This window comes from Cupriavidus sp. FW306-01-F10A, assembly GCF_058782785.1.
The window spans coordinates 1-17,285 of sequence record NZ_JBYSYA010000031.1 but is presented as its reverse complement, the minus strand read 5'-3'; the positions used below and the strand labels follow the sequence as shown (position 1 = coordinate 17,285).

Genomic DNA, 17,285 nt, shown 5'->3' with positions numbered 1-17,285 from the left:
ACATGCGACTCAGAATAGTCGCAGGGCATGGCAGGGCCAAGTTAAGTCACTCGGAGCAAGCCATGGCGACTATCCGGCCACGCCCAGCGCCCCCTCTACATTGCGCACCAGGCTCACCAGGCGCGGGCCGATGTCTTCCTCCATCTGCTTGCTCTGCTGGCTGAACACCGGCACCGAGGCGGCAAAGATCCACGCCTCGCCGTCGCGGCGGGTGCGCATCGGCACGGCAACCGATTCGACCTCGCGGTGCAGGTCGCGGTGGCCGCGGCAGAAGCCGTGGTCTTGCAGGTCGCGGGCGGCATCGGCCAGGCGTTCCTGCAGCCAGTCGGCGCGCTGCGGATCGGCGGCGCGGAGCTGGGCGAGATACGCCTCGCGCTCGGCCTCGGTCAACAGCATCAGGTAGCCGCGTCCGGAACCCGTGCGCGAGACCGACACGCGCGTGCCGACCTCGGGCCGGAACACATGGCTGCCCACGCCCTGGGCGATTTCGACGTAGGTCAGCGCATTGCCGCTGCCGACGATCAGCTCGACCTGTCCGGCGATATGGTCGGCCAGCTCCTGCATGGCCGGGCGCGCCAGCTGGCGGATCGTCATGCGTGCCAGCGCGGGCGCGGCCAGGTTGATCAGCCCGACCCCGGGCACGTAGCGCGACAAGCGCTCCGAATAGTGCAGCAGGCCCAGCTCGCACAAGGTGTCGAGCAGCCGGAACAGGGTCGGCTTGGCCAGGCCGGTGCGTTCCATCAGTTCGCGGCTGCTGAGCTCCTGCACTGTCGGCGAAAAGCAGTTGAGGATCGAAATGCCCCGCGCCAGCGCGCTGACAAGGCGCGCCTCGCCGTCGGCATCGGCGGGCGGCGGGGCCAGGGAGGCTTGTGGTGCATTCGTCATGTTATTGCCTTGATTCAAGGTTTTTTGATACGCGAGTCTCAAAACCCGGATGTTGCCCTTCGCCTTTCCCAAAGTCAAACCGTGGTTTTTGAGTTTACAGGACGATTTTCCGAAGCCAGAATCCCAATTCATCGTATTGGACGATCAAATTTCGGTACAAACGTCTCAATATCCCAGCCACGACTCGCAACGCTCAGCCTTTTCAGGAGACACCGCATGCAACAAGCCGTCATCGTCGACGCCATCCGCAGCCCGATGGGCCGCTCCAAGCCCGGCTCGGCCTTCACCGAACTCCATGCCACCGAGTTGCTGGCCCAGGTCCTCAAGGGCCTGGTCGAGCGCAACCAACTGGACCCGGGTTTGGTCGACGACGTCATCACCGGCTGCGTGACCCAGGCGGGCGAGCAATCCGCCGGCCCGGGCCGCGTGGCGTGGCTGGCGGCAGGCTTTCCTGACCACGTGCCGGCCACCACCATCGACCGCAAGTGCGGCTCCAGCCAGCAGGCGGTGCATTTCGCCGCGCAGGGCATCATGGCCGGGGCCTATGACATCGTCATCGCCTGCGGCATCGAGTCGATGAGCCGCGTGCCGATGGGCTCGGCCCGCATCGGCCAGAACCCGTACGGCCCGTCGATGGAAGCGCGCTATGCGCCGGGTTTGGTGTCACAGGGTGTTGCGGCCGAGCTGGTGGCCGCCAAGTACGAACTGTCGCGCCACGACATGGACAGCTATTCGGCCCGCTCGCACGAGCTGGCCGCCGCCGCGCGCGAAAGCGGCGCCTTCCGCCGCGAGATCCTCGGCATCAGCACGCCCAACGGGCTGGTCGAGCAGGATGAAACCATCCGCCCGGGCACCTCGGTGGAAAAGCTGGGCACGCTGCAGGCCTCGTTCCGCAATGACGAACTCAGCGCGCGCTTCCCGCAGATCGGCTGGAACGTGACCGCGGGCAATGCCTCGCAGATCAGTGACGGCGCCTCCGCCATGCTGCTGATGAGCGAATCGATGGCGCAGCGCCTGGGCCTGAAGCCGCGCGCTCGCTTCGTGGCGTTCGACGTGTGCGGCGACGATCCGGTCATGATGCTGACCGCCCCGATCCCCGCCAGCCAGCGCGCGATCAGGAAGAGCGGCCTGAAGCTGGACCAGATCGACCACTACGAGATCAACGAAGCCTTTGCCTGCGTGCCGCTGGCCTGGCAGCGCGCGCTCGGCGCCGACCCGGCACGCCTGAACCCGCGCGGCGGCGCCATTGCGCTGGGCCATCCGCTGGGCGCCTCCGGCGTGCGGCTGATGACCACCATGCTGCATGCGCTGGAAGACAGCGGCCAGCGCTATGGCCTGCAGTCGATGTGCGAAGCCGGCGGCATGGCCAACGCCACCATCATCGAGCGCCTGTAAGCGGCGCCTGAACCAGACATCCAGTCAAGGAGACACAACATGAAACTGACCAATATGTCCGCCGTCGTGACCGGCGGCGCTTCCGGCCTGGGCCTGGCCTGCGTGCGGCGCCTGGTGGAACGCGGCGTCGACGTCGTGATCGCCGACCTGTCGGAAGAGCGCGGCAATGCCGCGGTCGACGAATTCGGCGGCAAGGTCCGCTTCCTCAAGGCCGACGTAACCGACACCGACCAGATGAACGCCGTCTACGACGCCGCCGAAGCCATTGCCCCGCTGCGCGCGCTGATCCATTGCGCCGGCCTGGGCGGCCCGGTGCGCGTGGTCGAGAAGGACGGCTCGCCGGGTTCGCTGGAAAAGTACGAGTCGATCGTGCGCATCAACCTGATCGGCACCTTCAACGCGCTGCGCCTGGGGGCCGCGCGCATGGCCAAGAACGAACCGATCGACGGCGAGCGCGGCGCGTGCGTGCTGACCGCGTCGGTGGCCGCGTACGAAGGCCAGATCGGCCAGATTCCCTATGCCTCGGCCAAGGCCGGCATCGTCGGCATGACCCTGGTGGCCGCGCGCGACCTGGCGCAGCGCGCGATCCGCGTCTGCACCATCGCCCCGGGGCTGTTCGACACCCCGCTGCTGGCCAAGCTGCCGGAGAACGTGCGCGCCTCGCTCGGCGCCATGGTGCCGCACCCGCCCCGCCTGGGCGCACCGGATGAATACGCGTCCACCGCGCTGCACATCCTGGAGAACCCCATGCTCAACGGCGAAACCATCCGCCTGGACGGCGCCATTCGCATGGCACCGCGCTGAGCCGGATAAGGACAAAAACTGGAGAACCCATGAGCGACACGCTGCAACTGGAAACCCGCGGCAATACGCTGCTGATCACCATGAACCGGCCCCAGGCGAAAAACGCCATGGACTTCGAGACCGCGACCGCGCTGGCCGCCGCCATCGACCAGCTGGAAAGCCGCGACGACCTGAGCGTGGCCATCCTGACCGGCGCGGGCGGCACCTTCTGCTCGGGCATGGACCTGAAGGGCTTCCTGGAAGGCAAGCGTCCCAGCCTGCCTGGCCGCGGCTTTGGCGGGCTGACCGAGAAGCCGCCGCGCAAGGTGCTGATCGCCGCGGTGGAAGGCTATGCGCTGGCCGGCGGCTTCGAGCTGGCGCTGGCATGCGACCTGATCGTGTCGTCGAAGGCGGCCAAGTTCGGCCTGCCTGAAGTCAAGCGCGGGCTGGTGGCCGGCGCCGGCGGCCTGATGCGCCTGCCGCGCCGGGTGCCGTACCACATCGCCATGGAATACGCGCTGACCGGCAATATGCTGGGCGCCGAGCAGGCCCACGCCTATGGCCTGATCAACCGCCTGACCGAACCGGGCCAGGCGCTGGCTGGCGCGCTGGCGCTGGCCGACGAGATCGGCGCCAACGGCCCGCTGGCAGTAGCGGTCAGCAAGCAGATCGTGGCCGAGTCCGCCGACTGGAGCGCCGAGGAGATGTTCGAGCGCCAGCGCCCGCTGCTGGCGCCGGTGTTCACCTCGGCCGATGCCCGCGAGGGTGCCGCCGCATTCGCCGAGAAGCGCAAGCCGGTGTGGACGGGCAAGTGATGGCCCACGCCAGACCGAGGGCATCGATGTCATCCGCCCTGGGCTAGAGAACGGCCGGCCGCAAGCCGGCCGTTCGCACATTCCAAGCAGCACACAGACCAGAACATGGAGGAGACCCATGAAACACAAGCTGCCAGAATCGCTGTTCAACACGTCCGCGGCCCTGCTGCTGGCGTCCGCCGCCGCCACGCTGCCGCTGCCCGCCAGCGCCGCGGCCTGGCCTGAGCGCCCCATCACCATCATCGTGCCCGGCGCGCCGGGCGGCACCACGGACATCCCGACGCGCCTGGTGGCGCAGAAGCTATCGGCCATCCTGGGCCAGCCGGTGGTGGTCGACAACAAGCCCGGCAGCGGCGGCATCATCGGCACGCAGGCCTTCACGCGCGCGGCGCCGGATGGCTACACGCTGCTGGTCGGCAATACCGGCTCGCACGCGATCAACTACAGCGCCTACAAGCAGTTGTCCTACCAGCCGCAGGACTTCATGCCGCTGACGGACCTGATCTCGTTCGCCAACGTGCTGGTGGTCGGCGCGCAGGCGCCGGCGCGCAGCGTGGCCGAGCTGGTGGCGCAGCTCAAGCAGTCCCCGGGCAAGTATTCCTACGCGTCGGCCGGCATCGGGCAGACCACGCACCTGACGGCGGAACTGTTCCGGCTGCGCACTGGCACCGAAGTGATTCACGTGCCGTACAAGGGGTCGACACCAGCCACCACCTCGGTGCTGGCGGGCGAAACCACCTTCATGTTCGACAACCTGACGCAGGCGCTGCCGCAGATCCGCGCCGGCAAGCTGCGCGCGCTCGCGGTGACCAGCGCCGAGCGCCTGCCGGCCCTGCCGGACGTGCCGACGATGGCGCAGGCCGGCGTGAAGGATTTCGTGGTGATGGGCTGGCTGGGCTTCTTTGCGCCGGCCAAGACCCCGCCGGCCATAGCCGCCACGCTGCAGGAAGCGCTGGGCAAGGCCATGCGCGACCCCGAGGTGGTGGCCAGGTTCCGCGACATGGGCGGCATCCCGGGCGGCGAACCGCAGCCGAAGTTCGCCGCGCTGGTCAGCGGCGACATCAAGCGCTGGGGCGAGACCATCCGGGCATCCAAGGTCAATCTGGACTAGCGAGGTGTGGGGCCGCCTTTGGCAAAGCGGAAGGCGGACCCGCCCAAAGCCAAATTGACACGGTTGGGCCTGGGGCATACCCTCGCCCTACCCTGCGGTATATTCAGCGCACACTTAAATGTAAAGACATGGAAAGCGCCCCGGGGCTCACAACGATAACGACAAGCGACGAGACCACACCGTGCCTACCCCCACCGCGCCTTCCCGCTATGAAGCCCTGCGCCCGGCATTGCCGATCCTGATCGGCGCCTCCGTGATGCTCAGCCTGGCCATGGGCCTGCGCCAGAGCCTTGGCATCTTCATGCCGCCGCTGACGCGGGACATCGGCATCTCGGTATCGGATTTCACCATCGCCATCGCGGTACAGAACCTGGCGTGGGGCCTGCTGCAGCCGCTGGCCGGGGCCTGGGCCACGCGGATCGGCTTCCGGCCGCTGATGCTGGCCGGCTCGCTGCTCTATGTGACCGGACTGGTGCTGCTGGCGACCGCGCACAGCATGGTCGGCGTCACGCTGGGCGCGGGCGTGGCCATTGGCGCGTCGATGGCCTGCACCGGCAGCGCCCTGGCGATGGCGGTGGCGGCGCGGCCGGTGTCGGCGGCACTGCGCAGCACGGTGCTGGGGCTGGTGTCTGGCGCGGGCTCGCTGGGCGCGCTGCTGGCGGCGCCGATCGGGCAGATGGTGACGCAGGCCTACGGCTGGCGCGCCGGGCTGGCAGCGTTCGTGCTGCTGGCGCTGGTGATGCTGCCCGCGGCGTGGTTTGCCGGGCGCGTGGACCGGCTGCCGCTGGTGTCGCCCGCAGGGCGCGGCCAGGACAGCGCGCGTGAAGCGCTGGGCACCGCGCTGCGGCACGCGCCGTTCGTGGTGATGGCGCTGGCGTATTTCGTCTGCGGCATGCAGCTGGTCTTCCTGACCACGCACCTGCCGTCGTATCTGGACGTATGCGGCATGGACCCGATGCTGAGCGCGCAGGCGCTGGGCGTGATCGGCGGCTTCAACGTGCTGGGCAGCATCTTCTTCGGCTGGGCCGGCGGCCGCTTCAACAAGCTGATGCTGCTGGGCGGCATCTATACGATTCGCTCGCTGGCGCTGACCTGGTACTTCACGTCGGCGCCCTCGCCGCAGAGCACGCTGCTGTTCGCCGCGGTGATGGGCTTTCTGTGGCTGGGCGTGGCGCCGCTGGTATCGGGCTGGATCGCCGAGACCTTCGGCCTGCGCTGGCAGGCCATGCTGGGCGGCGTGGCGTTCTTCAGCCACCAGATCGGCAGCTTTTTCGGCGCCTTCGGCGGTGGGCTGGTCTACGACGCGCTGGGTTCCTACACCGTGGCGTGGCAGGTCGGCGTGACGCTGGGGCTGGCCGCGGGTCTGGCGCAAATTGCATTTGCCGTGGCCACGCGGCGGCAGCCACCGCTGATGGCCACTTCCTGAAACACTGTGCCGGGCCGCCCCGAACGGGGGATGCGGAGGGCGCGCTTAGCACCTAGCATGAACACTGAGCGGTCCGGTCTTGGATCCTCAGGCCTTTTCAAGCCCGCCCCCGCGCGGGTTTTTTTATGGTTCGTCGCTGAATTGGGTGGCACGCGCGCCAGGCGCCCTTCCCTGGCCCATACCAATATGCGCCCCCCTTCGGCGCCGCAGACAGCCCCCAGCACGTACAATCTCGGCTTTCCTTCCCGTCCCACCCGCTGCCATGACCACACTCGGAACGCCCCTCTCCCCCTCTGCCACCAAAGTGATGCTGCTCGGCTCCGGCGAGCTGGGCAAGGAAGTGCTGATTGCATTGCAGCGCCTGGGCGTGGAAACCATCGCCGTCGACCGCTATGACAATGCCCCCGGCCAGCAGGTAGCCCACCACGCGCGCACCATCGCCATGAGCGACCCGGACCAGCTCAAGGCGCTGATCGAGGCGGAAAAGCCGCACCTGGTCGTGCCCGAGATCGAGGCCATCGCCACGCCCATGCTGGAAACCCTGGAAGCCGCCGGCACCGTGCGCGTGATCCCCACCGCCCGCGCCGCGCGCCTGACCATGGACCGCGAAGGCATCCGCCGCCTGGCCGCCGAATCGCTCGGCCTGCCCACCAGCCCGTACAAGTTCTGCGATTCGCTGGATGAACTGCAGGCTGCCATCGACGGCGGCATCGGCTACCCGTGCGTGGTCAAGCCGGTGATGAGCAGTTCCGGCAAGGGCCAGAGCAAGATCGACGGCCCCGAGGGCGTCAAGGCGGCCTGGGACTACGCCATGGCCGGCGGCCGCGTCAGCCACGGCCGCGTGATCGTGGAAGGCTTTATCGATTTCGACTACGAGATCACGCTGCTGACCGTGCGCGCCATGGGCGCCAGCGGCCAGGTGGAAACGCAGTTCTGCGCCCCGATCGGCCACGTCCAGGTCAGCGGCGACTACGTCGAAAGCTGGCAGCCGCAGCCGATGCACCCCGCCGCGCTGGAAACCGCCCAGCGCATCGCGCAGGCGGTCACGGCAGACCTGGGCGGCATGGGCCTGTTCGGCGTGGAGCTGTTCATCAAGGACGAGCAGGTCTGGTTCAGCGAAGTCAGCCCGCGCCCGCACGACACCGGCATGGTCACCATGGCCACGCAATGGCAGAACGAGTTCGAGCTGCATGCCCGCGCCATCCTGGGCCTGCCGGTCGACACCACGCTGCGCAGCCCCGGCGCCAGCGCCGTGATCTACGGTGGCGTGGATGCCCAGGGCGTGGTCTTCGATGGCGTGGACCAGGCACTGAGCGTGCCGCAGACCGAGGTGCGCCTGTTCGGCAAGCCCGAGAGCTTCGTCAAGCGCCGCATGGGCGTGGCGCTGGCGTACGCCGACGATGTCGACACCGCCCGCACCCGCGCCAAGGAAGCTGCCAGCCGCGTGCGTCCGCGCGCGGTCGGCTGAGCGTCAGGCAGCTCAGATCGGATGGCTGCCCGCGGCGGCGGCGTGGGCAGGCGCATGATGGACGGTGGCCTGTGCCGCCGCCACCTGCGCCGCGGCCAGCACCGGCGAGATGCGCACGCCGGTCAGGTCCGCGCCTGACGGCGCCTGGTACAGGCGCAGGCCCAGTTCGGGCAGGATCGCCAGCAGGTGGTCGAAGACATCGCCCTGGATGCGCTCATAGTCCATCCACGCGGTCAGCGCGGTAAAGCAGTAGATCTCTACCGGGATGCCCTGCGAATCGGGCTCCATCATGCGCACGTTCAGCAGCAGGTCGTGGTGGATCTCCGGGTGCGCCTTCAGGTAGGCAATGCCATAGGCGCGGAAGGTGCCGACATTGGTCAGCCGGCGCCGGTTGACCGGGTCATTGCCGGCGGCAATCAGCAGGCGGTTGGCCTCGTCGACCTCGGCCTGCTTCTCTTCCAGGTAGTCGTGCAGCAGCCGGAAGCGCATCAGCGCCTGCACTTCCCGGTCCTCCAGGAAGCGCACGCTGCCCGCATCCAGCCGCAACGTGCGCTTGATGCGCCGCGCGCCCGATTCGAACATCTGCCGGTAGTTGCGGTAGCTCTCGGAGAACAGCTTGTAGGTCGGCACCGTGGTCACGGTGTTGTCCCAGTTCTGCACCTTGACGGTATGCAGCGCGATGTCCTTGACGTAGCCGTCGGCATTGCACTGGGGCATCTCGATCCAGTCGCCGATGCGCAGCATGTCGTTGGAGGTCAGCTGGGTACTGGCCACCAGCGACAGCAGCGTGTCCTTGAACACCAGCAGCAGCACCGCCGACAGCGCGCCCAGGCCAGACAGCATCCACAGTGGCGAGCGGTTGATCAGGATCGACAGCACCAGCACCGAGCACACCAGCCCCAGCCCGAGGCGCCCCACCTGGATATAGCCCTTGATCGAGCGCGTCTGCGCCTGGCGGCTGCTGGCGTATACGTCCTGCCAGGCGCTCAGCACGCCGCCAAGCATCAGGAAGAAGCAGATCCACAGGCCGGCATGGGCCAGGCGCTCGATGGCCAGCGCATAGCGGCCCATGTGCGGCACTTCGCCAATGCCGACGGTGATCACCCCGAACCCGACCGCATAGCCGAAGCGCCGATAGGCACGATATCGCGTCAGCGCCTTGCTCCAGGGCGCCTTGCCCCATACCGTCAGCAAGCGATGGGCGATGCGCGACATCACATGGCCGAACAGCCACTGCGCGACCACGGCGATCAGCACCAGCACCAGCAGGTACAAGGCAATCTGGGCCCACGGATGGGCCGGAATACGTTGCTGGAACAGCTCCAGCAGGGCATCGAAACTCATGGAGGGGCGACTTTATTGCCTGGGAGTTGGCCAGATAGTGTACAGAACGTGCCCGCCACACCCCGAATCCGTAACGGATTCCCCCCAAGGTCCTACGCCGGCAGCAGCTTCAATCCGCCAATCCCCACGAAGATCAGCCCGATCAGCACCAGCCGCATCGGCGCGGCGCTTTCGCCCAGGAACAGGATGCCGATCACCGTCACCCCGATCGCCCCGATCCCGGTCCAGATTGCGTATGCCGTCCCGACCGGCAGATGCCGCAGCGCCGCGCTGAGCAGGAAGATACTGGCCAGCGCCGCCCCGATGCCCAGTGCCGTCGGCCCGGGCCGCGTCCAGCCGTCGGTATGTTTGAGCGCCAGCGCCATCACGATCTCGATCAGGCCCGCCAGCACCAGCAGCATCCACGCCATCGCCATGTCTTTCATCCAGGTGTGCCGCCCGACACCCATTGCCGGGCACGCCACGCCACTGTAGGCTGTGCAGATCAGCACGAAAACTGGCGAATTCTGCAAAGGGGCTATGCAAACATGCAGGAAGCAGACTGGGACGACCTGAAGTACTTCCTTGCCGTGGGCCAGTCCGGCTCGCTCGCTGGCGCCGCGCGCGCCCTGCACGTCAACCATTCCACGGTCCTGCGCCGGCTGGCGCGGCTGGAAGAGACCCTGGGCACCCTGCTCTTTGAACGCCATGCCACCGGCTATGCCATGACCGCTGCCGGCGAGGCCCTGGCGCACCGCCTAGCCGGCGTCGGCGAGCAGATCGATGCGGCCCAGCGCCAGTTGTCCGGCCTCGACAGCCAGTTGAGCGGCCCGTTGCGCGTGACCACGACCGACACGCTGCTGGGTGGCCTGCTGATGCCCCTGTTTGCGGAATTCCGGTCGATGCACCCGCGCATCCAGCTGCAGATCGTCATCAACAACAGCTTCCTGAGCCTGAGCCGGCGCGAGGCCGATGTGGCGATCCGGCCGGCGAATGCGCCGCCGGAGTACCTGGTGGGCCGTCGTATCGGGCGGCTGCAGACGGCACCATACGCGGCGCGGCGCTACCTGCAGCAACTCGGCCTGCCAACGGAAGCCGACCATCCGCGGCTGGCGGACTGGGCGGCCTATGACTGGGTCGTGCCGGACGAAGCGCTGTCACACCTTGCCCAGGCGCGCTGGATACGCGACCACGTGCCCGAACCCCGCCGCGCCGTCAGTGCCGACAGCCTGGTGGCGATGGCGGATGCCGTGCGGCACGGCATGGGCGCCGGCATGCTGCTGTGCCTGCTGGCCGGGGCCGACCCAGACCTGGTGCGGCTGGCGCCAGTCGATGAAGCCATGGATACCGATTTATGGGTGCTGACGCATCCGGATCTCAGGCACAGCGCGCGCGTGCGGGTGCTGGGCGATTTCCTGTATGAGCGGCTGAGGCAAGGGGAATGGGTGGCGGGATGAAGACTTGCCCCCGGTTCAGGCCGCCGCCGCATACATCTCCATCAACTGCTCATCTGTGTACCCCCAGTCGGCCGCGTTCTCAAACGCCACCACCGTTTCGTCGCTATGGCGCAGGTCGATCAGTTCGGTTGGGACGGGCCTTGACTGCGACACGGAATAGAACGCCATCACCTTCGGCCGCAGCGGGTCGGCCTCGTTCTGCGCACAGACCACGGCCAGCCGGTTCGAACGCAGCCGCAGCACGGTGCCGAGCGGGTAGATGCCGACGGTGCGGGTGAAGGCCTTGAACACGCGCCGGTCGAACAGCGTGTCGACACGCACGGCCATGTATTCCATGGCGCGGGCCGGCGACCACGGCTGGTGGCCCGGGCGGCTGGAAGTGAGCGAGTCATAGGCATCGCAGATTGCGCCGATCTTGGCGTGCACGCTCAGTTCGCTCCCCGCCAGGCCGTAGGGAAAGCCACGCCCGTCCACGCGTTCGTGATGGTGGACGCAGACATCGAGCGGGATGTTCGAATAGAGCCGGGCCTCGTTCAGGATGCGGTAGCCAGCCGAAGGATGCCGGCGGTAGATCTCCTCTTCCTCGGGCGTGCGTTCGCTGGCCTTGTGCATGGGGGTATCGGGCAGCGTCAGCTTGCCGATGTCGTGGACCAGGCCGGCCAGGCCGAGCTCGCGCACCTCGTCGTCGGGCAGGCCCAGCGTGCGGCCGACCGCGATCATCAGCGCGCAGACGGCGAAGGCGTGCATGTAGTTTTCGTCGCCACGCGCCTTGAGCCGCGCCAGCGCCAGCAACGCCTGCCCATGGCGCGACAGGGAGCGTGAGGCGGAATCGACCAGCAGCAGCGCGCCGTTGACCTCCAGCGCCCGGCCCATGCGGATGTCGGCGAACATCGAGCCGATCACGGCCTTGCCGGATTGCAGCAGCTCGCGCGCGCGGACAATCTCGGCATCAAGGGCGGCCGCGGGTGGCGGCGCGGTGGCCGGGTCCATGGCGTCGGGCGCGGACTCCGGGACCGGTCCGGGTATTTCCGGCGTGTCCGGCGTGTCCGGCGCTGCTATGTTGCGGCCCTTCAGGATGTCGATCCAGACCTCCTGCACCCCTGCCGACTGTATCTGCCGCACCTGGTCCTCATTGGCGACCAGGAACTTTGCGCGCCAGAACGGATGGTTGATCCACGGGCCGCCAAGCCTGGCGACAAACATCCCGACCTGCAGTTGCTCCGACCGTATGCGTCTCAACATGCGTTACCCCCTCGGATGATGGTTTTCTTGTTGTCGATCCGGTTATCGGCAGCCGCCGGCAGGACTTTAGCCCCCATTGCGGGGGAAGAACCGTGCCGCCCGCCCTTGTCAAGCGCCGCCCGAATGCCCGGACGGCGTCCTCGGGCATTGCCGGGGGCGGTGCCGCCGGCGCTACAATGGCCTGCCCAGTGCTCACAGACGCCAGCCAGTCGCCCCCGTTCACCCATGTCCGGAACGTACACGCTAGTCGGCATCGCCCGTGCCAAGACCCACCGCCGCGAGGCGCTGGTATCCCAGCTCACCACGCTGCGCTTGCGCGGGCTGACCGAGCCCGGCTGCCTGGACTACCACGTCGGGCAAGACGCCGAGGATGCGCGGGTCTTTGTGATCTACATGGTCTGGGACTCCAAGCGCGCGCTCGAATCGCACCTGAACCGGCCCTATATGCGCGATTTCCACGCCTCGCGCGCGGATTTCGTCGAAGGCGATTTCAGTTTCCGCTGGCTCAACGCCGCCTGATCCGCCCGGCCAGGGGCAATCCCGATCACTTTCTGCCATCCCCCTGCTTGTCATTCCCGCCGCACCGATCTATCACTCAATGTGACGCCCGCAGCGGGCACGGCAGGAGTGCACCATGGAAGTCAGGGATGGATTTGCCGGCACCATCGGCCACACCCCGCTGATCCGGCTGGCCGGCCTGAGCGCCGAGACCGGCTGCGATATCTACGGCAAGGCGGAATTCCTCAATCCTGGCGGCTCGGTCAAGGACCGCGCGGCACTCTACATCATCCGTGACGCCGAACGGCGCGGGCTGCTGACGCCCGGCGGCACGGTCATCGAAGGCACCGCCGGCAATACCGGCATCGGCCTGGCCCACCTGTGCGCGGCGCGCGGCTACCGCTGCATCGTCGTGATACCCGATACGCAGTCACCCGAGAAAATGGAGCGGCTGCGCATGCTCGGCGCCGAAGTTCGCGCGGTGCCCGCCAAGCCTTACGCCGATCCGGACAACTACCAGAAGATTGCCGGCCGGCTGGCCGACGAGACCGACAACGCGATCTGGGCCAACCAGTTCGACAACCTGGCCAACCGCCAGGCCCACTACGAGACCACCGGCCCCGAGATCTGGCACGCCACCGGCGGGCATATCGATGCCTTCACCTGCTCCACCGGCACCGGCGGCTCGCTGGCCGGCATCGCGCGCTGCCTGAAAGAGCACAAGCCCGGCGTGCGCATCGTGCTGGCCGACCCGCACGGCAGCGCCCTCTATAACTTCGTCAAACACCGCGAGCTCAAGTCCGAGGGCAGTTCGATCACCGAGGGCATCGGCACCAGCCGCGTCACCGCCAACCTGCAGGACACGCCCATCGACGATGCGGTGCGCATCGACGACCAGACCTGCGTGGACATGGTCTACCGCCTGCTGCGCGAGGAAGGGTTGTTCCTGGGCGGGTCGTCGGGAATCAACGTCGGCGCCGCGGTGGCGCTGGCGCGCGAGATGGGGCCGGGCCATACCATCGTCACGCTGCTATGTGACCGCGGTGACCTGTACATGGCACGGCTGTTCAATGAGGCCTGGCTGGAGGGCAAGGGGCTGCAGCCGATTCCGTTCCGGCGTGCCGGCCCCGCCGGGTAAATGCCTGCGCGGCTCACGCCGCCTTTAGCCGCCGCCACAGCGTGGTCGGGCTGATGCCGAGGACATGGCAGGCCGCGGCGCGGTCGCCGCCGCACTCGGCCAGCACGCGCCGGATATGCTCGACTTCGCTGGATTGCTTCACGCCGGCCAGTGAACGGCGCGGGCGTGTTGCCGGCGCGGCGGGCTCAGCGTCGGCCTCGGCCGGCGCCAGCACGCCATCGCCGAACAGCTCCGGCACGGCTGCCTGCAGCTCGCGCTGCAGCGCGTCGCTGTCCAGCCGGCGCCCGGCCACCAGCACGGCGATCCGTTCGGTCACGTTTTCCAGCTCGCGGATATTGCCCGGCCAGCGGTAGTGCGCCAGCCGCGCGCGGGCCGCGGCGGGCAGGCGCTGCGGCCGGTCCATGCCCAGGCGCTCCTGGGCGCGCCGGTACAGCAGCTCGGCCAGTTCCTGCAGGTCTTCGGAGCGGTCGCGCAGCGGCGGCATCTCGATGCGCAGGATATTGAGGCGGTAGTACAGGTCCTGCCGGAATGAGCCATCGCGCACCATCGCGGCCAGGTCGCCGTGGGTGGCGCCGATCACGCGCACGTTGACCGGCACGGCGTCGAGCCCGCCGATCGGCAGCACCTGCTTTTCCTGCAGCACGCGCAGCAGGCGCGTCTGCAGCGCGGACGGCATGTCGCCCACCTCGTCGAGGAACAGCGTGCCGTTGTGGGCCGACTCGAACAGGCCGGCCTTGCCGCCGCGGCGCGCGCCGGTGAAGGCGCCCTCTTCATAGCCGAACAGCTCGCTCTCCAGCAGCGCCTCGGGGAAGGCCGCGCAATTGACCGCCACGAACGGGAAGGCGCGGCGCGGGCTGGCGTCGTGCATGCCCTGTGCCAGCACCTCCTTGCCGGTGCCGCTTTCGCCGCCGATCAGCACGGTGGAATCGACTGCCGCGTAGCGCCGCGCCAGCTCGCGCAGCTCGGTCATGGCCGCGGAGGTGCCGGCCAGGTCGTCCAGGCTGTAGCGCACCCCGGCCGGCCGCGTGCGGGCGCGCGAGCGCAGGTTGCGGTCCACGCGCTGGATCGCGCTGGCGTCCTGGATGGTCAGCACCGCGCCGGCGGTGCCGGCCTCGCCGATGATGGGGATGCGGTTGACCACCACCATCTTGTCGCCGAGCTTGTGGATCGCTTCCAGTTCCTTGTCGCCGCTCTGCATCACGCCTTCGAGCGCCAGGTTTGGCGCCAGCGTCTGCAGCTTGCGCCCGACCGCGGCAGCAACGGAAGTGCCGAGAAAACGCTCCATCGCCGGGTTGAACGACTGGATGCGCCCTTCGGCATCCACCGCCGCCACGCCCTCGTTCAGGTGCGCCAGGATGGTGTTGACGTAGTCGCGCCGGGTGGCCTCGATGCGGCGCAGGCGCGCGGCCTCGATCGCGTCTTCGAGCGCCATGCGCACCGAGTTGCCGGAGTACAGGAACACGCCGGTCAGGCCATAGCGGTCGGCCAGGTCGGTCACCAGGCCGGGGCCGACCACGACCTGGATGCCTTCCTGCTTGAGCGCCTTCACGCGCGCCACGGCGTCGTCCTCGGTCAGGTAGGTATAGGCCGGGACCGACAGCGAGAACGCGCGCACGAATTCATCCACCTCGGCATACGTCGACGCGTGCGTGACCAGCGCCACCCGCGGCGAGATGCGCCGCGCGGTGGCCAGCGCGCTCATCACGTCGAAGCCCGTGACCTTGACCAGCACCACCGGCACATCCACGTGCTGGCGCAGGTAGGCGCCGTTGGAGCCGCCCGCCACCACCACGTCGAGCCGGCCCTCGCGCGCCTCGCGCGCCACGGCGCTGGCGGCGGCCTCGAAACCCTTGCCGACGATGCGGAATTCGGCCCGGTCGGCGTAGGCCGGAATCAGGTCGGCAAAGGCGCGCGCCAGGCGGCTGATGCCGATGGCCCAGATGCGCGGACGGGCTTGCGTGGAAACGGGAGGAGCCATGGTGCAATGCGGAAGGAATGCGTGGTGAAACCCGGGACGAACAGGCGTACAGTGCTGGCACATTGTCCGCCACGCAGCCTGGGATTTCAACTTTGAATTCCAAACTTGTGATTTTGGAATTCAATTGTGTTGAAAGGATGACATGAAATCGGTGGCCAGGCCAGCCGCCCTGCCCGCCAGCCCAGCGCTGGCAAGGGCTGGCGGATATTCCGTGTGGCCAGGCAAAGGCCTGGCACACCGCTTGCAGTATTAGGCCCGTCCCGTTCACCAACGCATACGCCATGACCTACTCCGCTTCCGACCTCGCGCGCTCCGCTGGCGCCCGCTTCCGCCAGGCGCTTGCCGACGAGCATCCGCTGCAGGTAGTCGGCACCATCAATGCCAACCATGCCCTGCTGGCCAAGCGCGCCGGCTACCGGGCCATCTACCTGTCGGGCGGCGGCGTTGCGGCCGGCTCGCTGGGCCTGCCGGACCTGGGCATCTCGAACCTGGACGACGTGCTGACCGATATCCGCCGCATCACCGACGTGTGCGACACGCCGCTGCTGGTGGACGTCGACACCGGCTTCGGCGCCTCGGCCTTCAACGTGGCCCGCACCACGAAGTCGCTGATCAAGTTCGGCGCGGCGGCCATGCACATCGAAGACCAGGTCGGCGCCAAGCGCTGCGGCCACCGCCCCAACAAGGAAATCGTCTCGCAAGGTGAAATGGTCGACCGCATCAGGGCCGCCGTCGACGCCCGCACCGACGAGAACTTCGTGATCATGGCCCGCACCGACGCGCTCGCCGTCGAAGGCCTGGACAAGGCCATCGAGCGCGCCGTCGCGTGCGTGGAAGCCGGTGCCGACGCCATCTTCCCGGAAGCCATGACCGACCTGGCCATGTACCGCAAGTTTGTCGATGCGGTGAAGGTGCCGGTGCTGGCCAACATCACCGAATTCGGCGCCACGCCGCTGTTCACCACCGAGGAACTCGGCGGCGCCGGCGTGTCGATGGTGCTGTACCCGCTGTCGGCCTTCCGTGCCATGAACAAGGCGGCGGAGAACGTCTACGCGGCCATCCGCCGCGACGGCACGCAGAAGAACGTGGTCGATACCATGCAGACCCGCGCCGAGCTCTACGAGAGCATCGGCTACCATGACTTCGAGCAGAAGCTTGACGCGCTCTTCGCACAAGGCAAGGGCAAGTAAGCAAGACTCACGCGCGGCCGGGCTTTGTCCCGGCCGCTTGCACGACAACAGACAGGCAATACCAGGCATCACACAAAGGAGACCCAGATGTCCGAAGCGCAACCGCTCGTCACTCCCAAGCCCAAGAAATCCGTCGCCCTGTCGGGCGTGACCGCCGGCAATACCGCGCTGTGCACCGTCGGCCGCACCGGCAACGACCTGCACTACCGCGGCTACGACATCCTCGACATCGCCGAGACCTGCGAGTTCGAGGAAATCGCCCACCTGCTGGTGCACGGCAAGCTGCCGACCAAATCCGAACTGGCTGCCTACAAGGCCAAGCTCAAGAGCCTGCGCGGGCTGCCCGCCAATGTGAAGGCCGCGTTGGAATGGGTGCCCGCCAGCGCCCACCCGATGGACGTGATGCGCACCGGCGTGTCGGTGCTGGGCACCGTGCTGCCGGAGAAGGAAGACCACAACACCCCGGGCGCGCGCGACATCGCCGACCGCCTGATGGCCAGCCTCGGCTCGATGCTGCTGTACTGGTATCACTACAGCCACAACGGCCGCCGCATCGAAGTCGAAACCGACGATGAC

Annotated in this window: 16 protein-coding genes; 11 read left to right on the top strand and 5 right to left on the bottom strand. The window is 67.9% G+C overall.

Features of this window, described 5'->3' with window-relative positions; genetic code table 11:
• Positions 1-69 precede the first annotated feature (69 nt).
• The gene (locus tag AC3WLF_RS28495) at positions 70-885 is read right to left on the bottom strand and encodes an IclR family transcriptional regulator (RefSeq protein ID WP_492356747.1); all 816 of its coding nucleotides are present in this window, start codon (positions 883-885) and stop codon (positions 70-72) included.
• A gap of 216 nt (positions 886-1,101) precedes the next feature.
• Between AC3WLF_RS28495 and AC3WLF_RS28490 the strand changes: the two genes are divergently transcribed.
• The 6 genes from AC3WLF_RS28490 to purT all read left to right on the top strand — a co-directional run bounded on the left by AC3WLF_RS28490 (position 1,102) and on the right by purT (position 7,883).
• Positions 1,102-2,280, top strand: a complete 1,179-nt coding sequence (locus AC3WLF_RS28490; RefSeq protein ID WP_492352612.1) for a thiolase family protein — start codon at positions 1,102-1,104, stop codon at positions 2,278-2,280.
• A 39-nt stretch (positions 2,281-2,319) separates the two neighbouring features.
• Positions 2,320-3,084: an SDR family NAD(P)-dependent oxidoreductase gene (locus AC3WLF_RS28485; RefSeq protein ID WP_492317751.1), complete on the top strand. Its 765-nt coding sequence runs from the start codon at positions 2,320-2,322 to the stop codon at positions 3,082-3,084.
• A gap of 29 nt (positions 3,085-3,113) precedes the next feature.
• Positions 3,114-3,878: a crotonase/enoyl-CoA hydratase family protein gene (locus AC3WLF_RS28480; protein ID WP_456807027.1), complete on the top strand. Its 765-nt coding sequence runs from the start codon at positions 3,114-3,116 to the stop codon at positions 3,876-3,878.
• A gap of 118 nt (positions 3,879-3,996) precedes the next feature.
• Complete coding sequence (locus tag AC3WLF_RS28475; protein WP_492359125.1) at positions 3,997-4,989, top strand: Bug family tripartite tricarboxylate transporter substrate binding protein; 993 nt, start codon at positions 3,997-3,999, stop codon at positions 4,987-4,989.
• Positions 4,990-5,170: 181 nt separating this feature from the next.
• The gene (locus AC3WLF_RS28470; protein WP_492359124.1) at positions 5,171-6,415 is read left to right on the top strand and encodes an MFS transporter; all 1,245 of its coding nucleotides are present in this window, start codon (positions 5,171-5,173) and stop codon (positions 6,413-6,415) included.
• Positions 6,416-6,677: 262 nt separating this feature from the next.
• A complete protein-coding gene (purT, locus tag AC3WLF_RS28465; RefSeq protein WP_492352615.1) occupies positions 6,678-7,883 on the top strand; it encodes a formate-dependent phosphoribosylglycinamide formyltransferase in 1,206 nt (401 codons plus the stop codon).
• Positions 7,884-7,895: 12 nt separating this feature from the next.
• Here purT and AC3WLF_RS28460 read toward each other — a convergent pair whose 3' ends face one another.
• Both AC3WLF_RS28460 and AC3WLF_RS28455 read right to left on the bottom strand, forming a co-directional pair.
• Positions 7,896-9,227 carry a mechanosensitive ion channel family protein gene (locus tag AC3WLF_RS28460; RefSeq protein WP_492359123.1) on the bottom strand — a complete coding sequence of 444 codons (1,332 nt, stop codon included), beginning with the start codon at positions 9,225-9,227 and terminating at the stop codon, positions 7,896-7,898.
• A gap of 92 nt (positions 9,228-9,319) precedes the next feature.
• On the bottom strand, positions 9,320-9,637 hold the full coding sequence (locus tag AC3WLF_RS28455; RefSeq protein WP_018313582.1) for a DMT family transporter: 318 nt from the start codon (positions 9,635-9,637) through the stop codon (positions 9,320-9,322).
• Positions 9,638-9,754: 117 nt separating this feature from the next.
• On the opposite strand from AC3WLF_RS28455, the gene AC3WLF_RS28450 reads away from it, so the two are divergent.
• Entirely contained in the window at positions 9,755-10,663 is a 909-nt protein-coding gene (locus AC3WLF_RS28450) for a LysR family transcriptional regulator (protein ID WP_492317756.1), read from the top strand.
• 15 nt (positions 10,664-10,678) lie between these two features.
• Here the strand turns inward: AC3WLF_RS28450 and AC3WLF_RS28445 are convergent, their stop codons facing one another.
• Positions 10,679-11,905, bottom strand: coding sequence for an HD-GYP domain-containing protein (locus tag AC3WLF_RS28445; protein WP_492356745.1), 1,227 nt, complete (start codon positions 11,903-11,905; stop codon positions 10,679-10,681).
• A gap of 225 nt (positions 11,906-12,130) precedes the next feature.
• On the opposite strand from AC3WLF_RS28445, the gene AC3WLF_RS28440 reads away from it, so the two are divergent.
• Positions 12,131-12,424: a putative quinol monooxygenase gene (locus tag AC3WLF_RS28440; protein WP_492352618.1), complete on the top strand. Its 294-nt coding sequence runs from the start codon at positions 12,131-12,133 to the stop codon at positions 12,422-12,424.
• Between the two features lie 115 nt (positions 12,425-12,539).
• Positions 12,540-13,541 (top strand): cysteine synthase A, encoded by a 1,002-nt coding sequence (locus tag AC3WLF_RS28435; RefSeq protein WP_492317758.1) that lies wholly within the window; start codon positions 12,540-12,542, stop codon positions 13,539-13,541.
• Between the two features lie 13 nt (positions 13,542-13,554).
• Here the strand turns inward: AC3WLF_RS28435 and prpR are convergent, their stop codons facing one another.
• Complete coding sequence (gene prpR, locus AC3WLF_RS28430) at positions 13,555-15,519, bottom strand: propionate catabolism operon regulatory protein PrpR (RefSeq protein ID WP_492356743.1); 1,965 nt, start codon at positions 15,517-15,519, stop codon at positions 13,555-13,557.
• A 281-nt stretch (positions 15,520-15,800) separates the two neighbouring features.
• On the opposite strand from prpR, the gene prpB reads away from it, so the two are divergent.
• Positions 15,801-16,709, top strand: coding sequence for a methylisocitrate lyase (gene prpB / locus AC3WLF_RS28425; RefSeq protein ID WP_035816536.1), 909 nt, complete (start codon positions 15,801-15,803; stop codon positions 16,707-16,709).
• A gap of 87 nt (positions 16,710-16,796) precedes the next feature.
• Positions 16,797-17,285, top strand: a 489-nt coding sequence (locus AC3WLF_RS28420; protein WP_492359122.1) for a citrate/2-methylcitrate synthase, incomplete at its 3' end; no start/stop codon positions are given.

Coding starts and splice junctions, on each gene's coding strand:
- AC3WLF_RS28495 (WP_492356747.1), bottom strand. CDS start 885: ATGACGAATGCACCACAAGCCTCCCTGGCCCCGCCGCCCGCCGATGCC.
- AC3WLF_RS28490 (WP_492352612.1), top strand. CDS start 1,102: ATGCAACAAGCCGTCATCGTCGACGCCATCCGCAGCCCGATGGGCCGC.
- AC3WLF_RS28485 (WP_492317751.1), top strand. CDS start 2,320: ATGAAACTGACCAATATGTCCGCCGTCGTGACCGGCGGCGCTTCCGGC.
- AC3WLF_RS28480 (WP_456807027.1), top strand. CDS start 3,114: ATGAGCGACACGCTGCAACTGGAAACCCGCGGCAATACGCTGCTGATC.
- AC3WLF_RS28475 (WP_492359125.1), top strand. CDS start 3,997: ATGAAACACAAGCTGCCAGAATCGCTGTTCAACACGTCCGCGGCCCTG.
- purT (WP_492352615.1), top strand. CDS start 6,678: ATGACCACACTCGGAACGCCCCTCTCCCCCTCTGCCACCAAAGTGATG.
- AC3WLF_RS28460 (WP_492359123.1), bottom strand. CDS start 9,227: ATGAGTTTCGATGCCCTGCTGGAGCTGTTCCAGCAACGTATTCCGGCC.
- AC3WLF_RS28455 (WP_018313582.1), bottom strand. CDS start 9,637: ATGGCGTGGATGCTGCTGGTGCTGGCGGGCCTGATCGAGATCGTGATG.
- AC3WLF_RS28450 (WP_492317756.1), top strand. CDS start 9,755: ATGCAGGAAGCAGACTGGGACGACCTGAAGTACTTCCTTGCCGTGGGC.
- AC3WLF_RS28445 (WP_492356745.1), bottom strand. CDS start 11,905: ATGTTGAGACGCATACGGTCGGAGCAACTGCAGGTCGGGATGTTTGTC.
- AC3WLF_RS28440 (WP_492352618.1), top strand. CDS start 12,131: ATGTCCGGAACGTACACGCTAGTCGGCATCGCCCGTGCCAAGACCCAC.
- AC3WLF_RS28435 (WP_492317758.1), top strand. CDS start 12,540: ATGGAAGTCAGGGATGGATTTGCCGGCACCATCGGCCACACCCCGCTG.
- prpR (WP_492356743.1), bottom strand. CDS start 15,519: ATGGCTCCTCCCGTTTCCACGCAAGCCCGTCCGCGCATCTGGGCCATC.
- prpB (WP_035816536.1), top strand. CDS start 15,801: ATGACCTACTCCGCTTCCGACCTCGCGCGCTCCGCTGGCGCCCGCTTC.